General features: G+C 73.9%; 11 protein-coding genes. 5 read left to right on the top strand and 6 right to left on the bottom strand.

The window, feature by feature from the left end; all coding sequences use genetic code 11:
• Positions 1-109: 109 nt before the first annotated feature.
• The 4 genes from ACFV9W_RS12390 to ACFV9W_RS12375 all read right to left on the bottom strand — a co-directional run bounded on the left by ACFV9W_RS12390 (position 110) and on the right by ACFV9W_RS12375 (position 2,694).
• Positions 110-1,207 carry a Vms1/Ankzf1 family peptidyl-tRNA hydrolase gene (locus ACFV9W_RS12390; protein WP_385758675.1) on the bottom strand — a complete coding sequence of 366 codons (1,098 nt, stop codon included), beginning with the start codon at positions 1,205-1,207 and terminating at the stop codon, positions 110-112.
• Positions 1,208-1,236: 29 nt separating this feature from the next.
• Positions 1,237-1,779, bottom strand: coding sequence for a type 1 glutamine amidotransferase domain-containing protein (locus ACFV9W_RS12385; RefSeq protein WP_385758672.1), 543 nt, complete (start codon positions 1,777-1,779; stop codon positions 1,237-1,239).
• Between the two features lie 31 nt (positions 1,780-1,810).
• A complete protein-coding gene (locus tag ACFV9W_RS12380) occupies positions 1,811-2,245 on the bottom strand; it encodes a CBS domain-containing protein (RefSeq protein WP_385758669.1) in 435 nt (144 codons plus the stop codon).
• Positions 2,246-2,313: 68 nt separating this feature from the next.
• Positions 2,314-2,694: a DUF2795 domain-containing protein gene (locus ACFV9W_RS12375; RefSeq protein ID WP_385758666.1), complete on the bottom strand. Its 381-nt coding sequence runs from the start codon at positions 2,692-2,694 to the stop codon at positions 2,314-2,316.
• 136 nt (positions 2,695-2,830) lie between these two features.
• Between ACFV9W_RS12375 and ACFV9W_RS12370 the strand changes: the two genes are divergently transcribed.
• Both ACFV9W_RS12370 and ACFV9W_RS12365 read left to right on the top strand, forming a co-directional pair.
• Positions 2,831-2,962, top strand: coding sequence for a hypothetical protein (locus ACFV9W_RS12370; RefSeq protein ID WP_385758663.1), 132 nt, complete (start codon positions 2,831-2,833; stop codon positions 2,960-2,962).
• Positions 2,963-3,175: 213 nt separating this feature from the next.
• Positions 3,176-3,994, top strand: a complete 819-nt coding sequence (locus ACFV9W_RS12365; protein WP_385758660.1) for an RNA polymerase sigma factor SigF — start codon at positions 3,176-3,178, stop codon at positions 3,992-3,994.
• A 29-nt stretch (positions 3,995-4,023) separates the two neighbouring features.
• Here the strand turns inward: ACFV9W_RS12365 and ACFV9W_RS12360 are convergent, their stop codons facing one another.
• A complete protein-coding gene (locus ACFV9W_RS12360; RefSeq protein WP_385758658.1) occupies positions 4,024-5,145 on the bottom strand; it encodes a PAS domain-containing protein in 1,122 nt (373 codons plus the stop codon).
• A gap of 74 nt (positions 5,146-5,219) precedes the next feature.
• Between ACFV9W_RS12360 and ACFV9W_RS12355 the strand changes: the two genes are divergently transcribed.
• From ACFV9W_RS12355 to ACFV9W_RS12345, 3 genes are all read left to right on the top strand, one after another.
• Entirely contained in the window at positions 5,220-5,984 is a 765-nt protein-coding gene (locus tag ACFV9W_RS12355; protein ID WP_385758655.1) for an ANTAR domain-containing response regulator, read from the top strand.
• A gap of 120 nt (positions 5,985-6,104) precedes the next feature.
• Positions 6,105-7,403, top strand: coding sequence for an aminotransferase class I/II-fold pyridoxal phosphate-dependent enzyme (locus tag ACFV9W_RS12350; RefSeq protein ID WP_385758652.1), 1,299 nt, complete (start codon positions 6,105-6,107; stop codon positions 7,401-7,403).
• Positions 7,400-8,455 carry an MBL fold metallo-hydrolase gene (locus ACFV9W_RS12345; RefSeq protein WP_385758649.1) on the top strand — a complete coding sequence of 352 codons (1,056 nt, stop codon included), beginning with the start codon at positions 7,400-7,402 and terminating at the stop codon, positions 8,453-8,455. The genes ACFV9W_RS12350 and ACFV9W_RS12345 overlap by 4 nt, the downstream gene beginning before the upstream one ends.
• A 90-nt stretch (positions 8,456-8,545) precedes the next feature.
• Here the strand turns inward: ACFV9W_RS12345 and ACFV9W_RS12340 are convergent, their stop codons facing one another.
• Positions 8,546-9,175, bottom strand: a complete 630-nt coding sequence (locus ACFV9W_RS12340) for a DedA family protein (protein ID WP_385758706.1) — start codon at positions 9,173-9,175, stop codon at positions 8,546-8,548.
• Positions 9,176-9,208 lie beyond the last annotated feature (33 nt).

Below are 9,208 nucleotides of genomic sequence, written 5' to 3'. Positions count from 1 at the left end.
GGCTTGATCCATCAAGCCCCGCCGGTGATGGCAATTCAAGCCCCGCCGGCGATTGAGGCGCGGGGTCCGGGGCGGAGCCCCGTGGGCGTAACGACGGGTGGGCGGAAGGTTACTCGGACCAGCGCAAGAGCGCGCCCAGACCCCCCGCCGGCCCCGCGGAGGGGTCCGCTCCGGATACCGACAACGCATCCGCACCGCTCGCCGCAGCGCACCGGATGAGCGCGTCGTCGGCCCGCGCCGACACCACGTCTCCGCCGCCCAGCGCCTCCGCGTCCGTCCGCCGTACACCCAGCTGGTCGGGCCCGTCGCCCACCCACACCTCACGGTGCGCGTCGGGGCCGTCCGAGCGGATCAGGAGCTCCGCGATCCGGTGCTCACGCGCCGCGCCCACCAGCGCCGGCACGCCCTCCGCCGCGGCCTCGCCCTGACCGCGTGCTTCGGCGAACAGCGCCAGGTCGTGCGCGGCGCGCCGCGCCACGTGCTCGGCCCTGGCCTGTTCCAGCTCGCTGTCGAGGAGCCGGCTCTCCGCCCCGTGCCGGGCGCGGACCACCGAACCGTGCAGCTCGGCGGGGAGCCGGTCCCGTACGGCGACGCACTCCCGGTCGTCGCCGACCAGGACGACGAGGTCGGCCCGGGTCTCGGCCCGGCAGCGCTCCAACGCCCCGGCGATCTCACCGGCGTTGTGCTCCCAGGTGTTCTCCACGCGGAGCTGGAAGTGCCGCTCCGACGGGTCCCCGGACGCCGTGCGGTGCACCGGCCATTGCTGCCCGGTCACCTTGCCCGCCCCCGACTCCCCGCGCGCGGAACGCAGTTCGAAGTCGGCGCCGGTCCGGTCGACGTACGCGACCAGGCACAGCGGGTCCTCGCCCGCGAGGTCGAGCAGCGGCGCGGTGTGCGGCAGCGCCGCCCAGTGCGCGGACGTGCGCTGCGGCGGAGTGCTCAGCGGCGGGTCGAGGACGACCTCGCCGCCACTGGCGAAGAAGGCCCGGCCGACGGGTTCCCGCGAGTGCCGCAGGTCCTCGACCGCAGACCGCATCGCGTGACACGTCGCCTCGTCGGCGCCCGCCGCGGCGAGCGCGCGCTGCACCCCGAGCGCCTCCAACGAGCGCTCGTCGGCGGTGGATTCGTTGTGCCGTGACGTGTCGACGTACACGGAGGCCCAGGGGCCGGGGCGGGTGCATACAGGATTGAGGAACGCGAGGTCCATGTCTGCCTCCCGAAAGTCGTGGGTTCGCTTCAGGTGCCGCTGACCAGCTTGAGCAGCGCGGCGTCGAAGGCCTTGAGGTCGTCGGGGCGGCGGCTGGTGACCAGCACGTTCGGCCCGGCCGTGCAGACCTTCACCTGCTCGTCGACCCAGGTGCCGCCCGCGTTGCGGATGTCGGTGGCGAGGCTCGGCCACGAGGTCAGGGTGCGGTCGCGCACCACGTCGGCCTCGACCAGCGTCCAAGGCGCGTGGCAGATCGCCGCGACCGGCAGGCCCCGCGTGAAGAAGTCCTTCACGAAGGCGACCGCGTCGGGGTCCGTGCGCAGCAGGTCCGGGTTGGCGACGCCGCCCGGCAGTACCAGTGCGTCGAAGCCGTCCGCCGACGAGGCGAGATCCGCCACCGTCCGGTCGACGGCGAACTTGTCCGCCTTGTCGAGGTGGTCGAAGGCCTGGATCTCCCCCTGCTTCGTCGATACGAGCACGGGGTCGCCGCCCGCGTCCCGCACCGCCTGCCAGGGATCGGTCAGCTCCACCTGTTCGGTCCCCTCCGGCGCCACCAGGAACGCGATCCGCATTGTCGTCAACTCCCTTGCTGCGTAGTGCTGTTCAGTGTCCTCGGGGTGGCCGGTCCGGCTCCGCGCCACTGATGTCCGTGAGCGCGGACGCCGGGTCCCGGGTCAGCGCCAGATCGCCCAGGCTGATCATCCCGACCGCGTGTCCGTCCTGGACGACCGGCAGGCGGCGCACCGCGTGCTCGCGCATCAGCGCCACCGCGGCGGACACCTCGTCGTCCGGGCCGACCGAGACCGGATGCGGAGTGCACACCGCCTCGGCGCTCACCGTGAGCGGATCGGCCCCGTCGGCGACGGCCCGCAGCGCGATGTCACGGTCCGTGAGCACACCCACGACCCGCGTGTCGTCCGCCACCAGTACATCCCCGATGTCCTGCGCCCGCATCAGCTGGGCGGCCTCGACCAGCGAGGCGTCGGGGCGTACCGCGACCACGCCGGGTGTCATGACTTCCCTCACCACATCGGCCATCGCAATCCGGCCTTTCTGCATTTTCGGGTGCACCGTGATTCCGGCCCATGTACCCGACCGGTCCGGGGCTAACCCCCGTCGTCCGTCAGGGCCTTGGCCAGGTCCGAGGCCGTGTGGAACACGGTCCCCGCGGGCAGTTCCGCCACCAGCTCGACGAGCCGGTCGGGGGCGGTCCGCTCGCGCAGCGCGTCGGCCAGCGCCGGGGGCGCGGCCGGAAACGAGGTGCGGCCGAGGAGCCGGCCCAGTTCGAACCGGACGGCGTCCGTGCGGCCCGGACCGGGGCCCGGTTCCACGGGTCCGCCCGCCACCTCCGGATCGTCCTCGGCGGCGGGTTCGGGGTCGTTCCACTCCTCGACCCGCGTGGGGTGACCGGACCTCAGCAGGCCCTCCAGTTCGTGTTTCATCTCGTCGTCGCGATGGGCGCTGAGCCGGTCGCTGCCTCGCTGCATCGGTTCCTCCAGTGAGTCGGCGATGTCCGACGCGTACCCGACCGCTTCGCGGTGACACCTGGTGGTTTGCCCCGGCCGGGCGGGGAGACCCGTGTGCGGTCGTCTCCTCTCGGACGACCGGCTGGAAGGACAGGTCATGGAGCTGCTGACGGTCCTCATTCCCGCAGGCATGCTGGGACTCGTGCTCGCCCTCGGACGGTACGAGGAGTGGCTGCTGCCCCGGCCGGAGGAGGCGGAGCCCCGCGAACATGCGCGCCGGGCCCACTGAGCGCACGCTGGAGATGTCGCGGTGTTTGCGGCGATGCCTCAGGGGCAGGCGAAAGACAGTGCTTCGGACAGGAGGCACGTCCGTGGGAGAGATACGACCGCGTCGTATCCAGTGGATCCGCAGGATCGCCCCGGGTGTGTCCGACTCGTCTTGCGGGCGCGACTCCCACGGTGACCACCGAACCCAAGGCACCCCTCAGGGAGTTGCGATCCAATGCGCACGCTTACCAGCGCACCCCAGAACCCGGTGAAGCCCAGTGGACGCCACCCGCACGACGACGCCCCCGACACGGCCGAGGCCTTCGCCCGGCTGTCCGACCTGCCCGACGGGCCCGAACGCGAGGAACTGCGCCAGGAGGTCGTCGAGGCCTGGCTGCCGATGGCCGACCGGCTCGCCGGACGCTTCCGCAACCGCGGTGAGTCCTACGAGGACCTGCGGCAGGTCGCCGCACTCGGCCTGGTCAAGGCCGTGGACCGATACGACCCGGAGCGCGGGAACGCCTTCGAGAGCTACGCCGTGCCCACCGTGACCGGCGAGATCAAGCGGCACTTCCGCGACCACATGTGGACGCTGCATGTGCCGCGCCGCGTCCAGGACCTGCGCAACAGGGTCCGGTTCGCACAGCACGAACTGTCCACGAGCATCTCGGGGCGCGCCCCGACGCTCGCGGAGATCGCCGAGCACGCCAACATGACCGAGGACGAGGCCCGTACCGGCCTGGAGGCGCTGGAGAGCTTCACCGCGCTCTCGCTGGACGCGGAGCTGCCCGGCAGCGAGGACGGCTACTCGCTGTCCGACGCGCTCGGTGACGCCGACCCCGCGCTCGACGTCGTCGTCGACCGCGAGGCCGTCAAGCCGCGCATAGCGGCCCTGCCGGAACGCGAGCGGGAGATCCTGTACATGCGGTTCTTCGGCGACATGACACAGAGCCGGATCGCCGAGCGGCTCGGCATCTCGCAGATGCACGTGTCCCGCCTGATCAGCCGCTGCTGCGACCGGCTGCGCGACCAGGTCCTCTCGGACGCCGCGTAGGACCGTGCACCGTGTACCGGCGGAAGGCCCTACTTCCGCATCGCCAACGCGATGTGCCGGGCCATCATGTCGAGCGTCTTCGCCTCCGCCATCGAGAAGGCGAGGCGGCCCGCGGACCGGAACAGGGTGAGCACACCCTGGACCGGTTCGCCGGGCGCGGGGATCAGCGGGACGCACAGCAGCGAGGTGACATCGGCACGCACCAGCACCGGCGCCCCCGACGCGTCGTCGCCCAGGGCCCGCAGGTCCTCCGGGCGCACGAGCAGCGTGGGGGCGCCGCCGCGGGCCGCCTCGACGACGAGCGGACTGTCGGCCGGATTCTGCGCGGCGATGTCCCGGACGGCCTCGTCGTCCGCGCCGAGTACCGCCGTACGCTCCAGGTTCGCCGCCCCCTTGTCGGCCACCACCCAGTCGGCGAACCGGCCGTGCAGGACCTGGGCGGCGCGCCGCAGGGTCTCGGCCGGGTCGCCCACCGGGCCGCCGAGGAGTTCCCGGGCCATGGCGTCGAGCAGGTCGGTGAGCGCGGCGTGCCGGGTCGTCTCCGCGAGGTCGGGGACCGGCGGGGCGGGCCGCGCGGACGCGGGCCTGACGGTGGCGTCGTCCGCGGGCTGCAGGATGGCGAGGACCGTGGTGCGCCGCTCGGTGCCCGGACGCAGGCCCGTGAGGACCGTGCGGACGGGGGCGTGCGGATTCTGCTGCAGATGCACGGTCAGACCGCGGTCGCCCTCGCCGCGGGCGACCGCCGCGACCTGCGAGCGGAACGCGGCCCGGTCGGCGTGCGCCAGGAACCCGGTCATCGGCCGGCCCGTCGCGTATCCGGCGCGGACGCCCGTGAAGGTCGTCGCCGCGAAGTTGAGGCGGCGCACCACCGCCTCGCGGTCCACGAGCGCCACCGGCAGGGGGAGGCGCTGGAAGACGGCGCGCAGCAGCTGGTGCTCGTGCTTGTCGGCCGCCGCGTTGCGGCTCGGGCCCGGCGGCTCGGCCTGCTGCGGCTGCGGCCACAACTTCCGCGCCACGTGGTCGAGTTCGAAGAGGGCGGCGTCGAGGACGGCGGGCAGTTCCGCCGTCGACACCGAGCGCGCCGCCTTCAACTCGGCCACCCGGCGCACGAAGTCCGCCAGCTCTTCATCGAATTCCTCCGCCTGCACCATGCTGAGAACGTATCCCGTCCCGCGTTTTCGGGAGCCCGGTACGGGAAGCGAACCGACAAGGAGGCTTGAACCCGATGCGACAGAACGTGCCGGTCGAGCAGAACGACGACGCGGCCCACGTCGGACGGTATTCGGTCACGCTGGGTCAACACGCTCTGGGGGTCCCGGAGTCGGGGCTCTCCGCCCGGCGGCTCTCGGAGCTCGCCGAAGGGGCGCTGCGGTGCACCGCGGAGTGCTGCGGTGCCGTGGCCACCGCGAGCGACGGCACCGACGAGCGGCCGACCGCGGTGACCCACCCCGATCTCGCCGCGCTCGTCTCCGTGCAGGACCGCTGCGGCGACGGGCCCATACCGGCGGCCGAGGTGGGCGGTGACCCGGTCGACGCCAGCGACCTGCTCAACGACCGGCGCTGGCCCGACTACCGGGCGCTCGCCCTGGACTCCGGCGTGCGCTCCAGCGTCACCATCCCGTTCCGCAGCGGAGACCTCACGGTCACGCTCAGCCTGTACAGCTTCAGGCCCGGCTCCCTGGAGGCCGCGCCGCACGGCCCGATCCGCGCCCTCGGTGACCTGGCCGCCAGCTGTCTGGTGCGCGACCGCTCCTACCAGGCGGCGCTCACCGAGGTCGACCAGCTGGGTTCGGCGCTGCGCTCACGGCCCGTCGTGGACCAGGCCTGCGGCATCGTCATGCATGTGCTGGGGTGCGCCCCGGACGACGCGTTCACCGTGCTGCGCCGAATCTCGCAGACGACGAACCGGAAGCTGACGGACGTCGCCTCCGCCGTCGTCGAGCGGCGCGGACGCGGCCTGGAGCGCGAGTTCACCGCCCTGGCGGACTGACCGTCCGGACCGCGCCGCGCGCGGACAGGCCGCCGAGGTGTGACGCTGGGGGCAGGCCCCGGCGGCCCGCCGTGCCACGGCGGGCCGCCCCGTACAGCGAGCGGACGGCACGGAGGCAGTATGCGGCGATCGGAACCCACGGCCAGGACCCCGGGCCCCGGCGCCGCACGGGCCCCGGCCCCCGAAGGCCGCGGCCCCGTGCGGTACGGGCCGCCGCTGCCCGAGCCCGGCCTGCCGGTGCTGCCCGAGCTGGCCGCCGTCGCGGCGGGCGCCGCGGGGCGGCCGGCGTCGGAGCCGCCCGGCGGGCCGCCCGCGCTCCTTGAGGCCGCCTGCGGCTACTGGCGGCGCCGCGGCCTCGACGCCGAACGCGAGCAGCTCGGCGCGGCGCCCGGCGCGGCCCCGCTGCTGCTCGCCCTCACCGCCGCGCTCGGCGGCGACGTGCTGGTGCCGCGCCCCTGCTCGGCCTGGTGGGTGCCGCAGGCCCGGCTCCTGGGCCGCGCCGTCTACCACGTGCCGACGCCCGCCGAATGCGGCGGCGTCCCCGACTCGACGGCCTTCCTGGAGACCGTCCGCCGGGTCAGAGCCGAGGGCGGCGACCCGCGCCTGCTCGTGCTGTCGGTGGCCGACGACCCGACGGCGACGGTGCCGCCGCCCGAGGTGCTGCACGAGGCCGTGGAGGCGGCCGCCGCCGAAGGGCTGCACGTGGTCAGCGACGAGACCTGGCGGGACACCGTGCACCCGGGCGCGGACCCCGTCCTGTTCAGCCCCGCCGAGATGTACCCCCGCGACGTCACCGTCCTGACCGACCTCACCGGCGCGTTCCTGCCGCCCTCGCTGCCCGCGGCCTGCGCCCGGTTCCCCGGCACCGAGCGCGGCGCCGGGCTGCGCGCCCGCGTCCTCGACTTCCTCACCGCCACCGGGGCGCTGCTCGCGGCGCCGGTCGCCGCGGCGGCCACGTACGTCCTGAACGAGCCGGAGGAGATCACCGAGCGCCGCGCGGCAGGGGCGGCGCTGCACGCGCGGGTGGCCGAATCCCTGCACCGCGCCGTGCTCGGCATCGGTGGCCTCGCCAGACCGCCGCGGGTCGGCCGGCACCTCTACATGGACCTGGAGGAGCTGCGGCCCCGGCTCGCCGCGCTCGGCGTCAGCGACTCCCAGGACCTGGAGGACCTCCTCGGCGAGCGGCTGGGCATGCCCGTCCCGGGCGGCCACCGTTTCGGCGACGAGCAGGGCGCGCTGCGGGCGCGGCTGTCGACGGGACCGCTGCTCGGGTCAACCCCCGAGGAACGCAGGGCGTCTCTCACCTCACCGGAGCCCTTGGAATTGCCGCATGTCGCACGGCTGTTGACCATGGTGGAGTCGACGCTCCGCGCCATCGGCGGGGAACCGGCAGGCGAAGGATGGGAGACCGAGCGATGACGCAGGCGTCCGAAGCACCGTCGGCCGTACAGCGAGCCGATGCCACCGCTTCCCCTCCGCCCCTCGTCGAGCCGCGGCCGATCGGCGGGGGAGACACCGGAGCACCGGACGTACCGCGCCGCTGGCCCAAATCCTTCGCCCACCGGCTGACCGCACCGCTGCCGGGGCTGCGGGCCTTCGCCAGATTCGCCCGCGAGGGCGCGCTGCGGCCGCCCGCCGAGAGCCTGACCGACATCCCCGACCTGCCCTTCGAGCCGGGCCCGCTGCCCCGGGCCGACGCCCGCACGGTGGCCGTCACCTGGGTCGGGCACGCCAGCTGGGTCGTCCGCATCGGCGGCCTCACGGTCCTCACCGACCCCGTCTGGTCCCGCAAGATCCTCGGCACCCCGGCCAGGGTCACCCCCGCGGGCGTCGCCTGGAGCGCGCTGCCCCGTATCGACGCCGTCGTCATCAGCCACAACCACTACGACCACCTGGACTGGCCGACCGTCAAAAGACTCCCGCGCGACACCCCGGTCCTCGTGCCGGCGGGACTCGCCCGCTGGTTCACCCAGCGCGGCTTCACGCGGGTCACGGAGCTGGACTGGTGGGAGGCGGCGGAGCTGAAGGGGGTCCGCTTCGACTTCGTGCCGGCCCACCACTGGTCCAAGCGCAGCCTCGTCGACACCTGCCGCACGCTGTGGGGCGGCTGGGTCCTCACCGACGCCGACGGGCAGCGGATCTACTTCGCGGGCGACACCGGCTACGGCCACTGGTTCTCGCAGATCGGCCGCCGCTACCCGGGCATCGACCTGGCGCTGCTCCCCATCGGCGCGTACGAGCCGCGCTGGTGGCTGAAAGACGTGCACTGCGACCCGGAGGACGCGGTGCGGGCGGCGCAGGACGTGGGCGCGCGGCGGATGGCGCCGATGCACTGGGCGACGTTCCTGCTCTCCGCGGAGCCGGTCCTCGAACCGCTGCACCGGCTCCGCGCCGCCTGGGAGAAGGCGGGCCTGCCGCGCACGGCTCTGTGGGACCTTCCGGTGGGCGGCTCGCGCGTCCTGACCTCATAAGCCCGGTTCGGCATGATCCAGCCCCGCCGGCGATTGAGGCGCGGGGTCCGGGGCAGAGCCCCGCGACCGCAACGCCGGACGGGCGCAACGCTACGCCTGCTGGTCGTCCGGCTCCCGCCCCCGCAGCTTGCGCCAAGCACTCGGCACCGCGCTGATCAGCACCGTCAGCGCGATCGCCGCGACGACGCCCTGCCACGGCTCCGGGAAGAGGGAGCCGCCGAGGATGCCGATGACCTGGTACGTCGCAGCCCAGGCGAGGCACGCCGGGGCGTTGCCGCGGGCGAACTGCCGCAGCGGCATCTTCGCCATCAGGCAGGCCAGCATCACGGGGATCCGCCCGGCGGGCACCAGACGGGACAGCACGAGCACCATCACCCCGTGGTCGTCGAGCTTCCCCTGCGCCTGCGCGAGCCGCTCCTCCGGGGCCCGCGAGCGGATCGCCTCCAGCCACTTCGACCCGTTCTTGGAGCCCATGCCGCGCCGCCCCAGCCAGTACAGGGCGATGTCGCCGAGGAACGCGGCGAGCGCGGACACCGCGAAGACGAGCAGCAGTGAGAGCGGCGAGCTGTGGTGGAACGCGACGACCGCCGCGGAACTCACGAGCGCGCCGGTCGGGATGATCGGTACGAGCGCCCCGAAGAAGACGAGCAGGAACAACGAGGGGTAGCCGACGGCCTGTTGGGTCGTCTCGGGCGGCACCTGGGTCGCCGCGGAGAGCATCACCGGCGCGCTCCCGACCGTGGGGCTCCGGGC

The organism is Streptomyces sp. NPDC059897, from assembly GCF_042730865.1.
GTDB lineage: Bacteria > Actinomycetota > Actinomycetes > Streptomycetales > Streptomycetaceae > Streptomyces.
This window is presented reverse-complemented; position numbering and strand designations above follow the sequence as displayed.

What these genes read in the sequence shown, in the direction of transcription:
- ACFV9W_RS12360 (WP_385758658.1), bottom strand. Translation starts at nt 5,145, where the DNA reads ATGGTGCAGGCGGAGGAATTCGATGAAGAGCTGGCGGACTTCGTGCGC.
- ACFV9W_RS12375 (WP_385758666.1), bottom strand. Translation starts at nt 2,694, where the DNA reads ATGCAGCGAGGCAGCGACCGGCTCAGCGCCCATCGCGACGACGAGATG.
- ACFV9W_RS12385 (WP_385758672.1), bottom strand. Translation starts at nt 1,779, where the DNA reads ATGCGGATCGCGTTCCTGGTGGCGCCGGAGGGGACCGAACAGGTGGAG.
- ACFV9W_RS12340 (WP_385758706.1), bottom strand. Translation starts at nt 9,175, where the DNA reads ATGCTCTCCGCGGCGACCCAGGTGCCGCCCGAGACGACCCAACAGGCC.
- ACFV9W_RS12380 (WP_385758669.1), bottom strand. Translation starts at nt 2,245, where the DNA reads ATGGCCGATGTGGTGAGGGAAGTCATGACACCCGGCGTGGTCGCGGTA.
- ACFV9W_RS12350 (WP_385758652.1), top strand. Translation starts at nt 6,105, where the DNA reads ATGCGGCGATCGGAACCCACGGCCAGGACCCCGGGCCCCGGCGCCGCA.
- ACFV9W_RS12345 (WP_385758649.1), top strand. Translation starts at nt 7,400, where the DNA reads ATGACGCAGGCGTCCGAAGCACCGTCGGCCGTACAGCGAGCCGATGCC.
- ACFV9W_RS12355 (WP_385758655.1), top strand. Translation starts at nt 5,220, where the DNA reads ATGCGACAGAACGTGCCGGTCGAGCAGAACGACGACGCGGCCCACGTC.
- ACFV9W_RS12370 (WP_385758663.1), top strand. Translation starts at nt 2,831, where the DNA reads ATGGAGCTGCTGACGGTCCTCATTCCCGCAGGCATGCTGGGACTCGTG.
- ACFV9W_RS12365 (WP_385758660.1), top strand. Translation starts at nt 3,176, where the DNA reads ATGCGCACGCTTACCAGCGCACCCCAGAACCCGGTGAAGCCCAGTGGA.
- ACFV9W_RS12390 (WP_385758675.1), bottom strand. Translation starts at nt 1,207, where the DNA reads ATGGACCTCGCGTTCCTCAATCCTGTATGCACCCGCCCCGGCCCCTGG.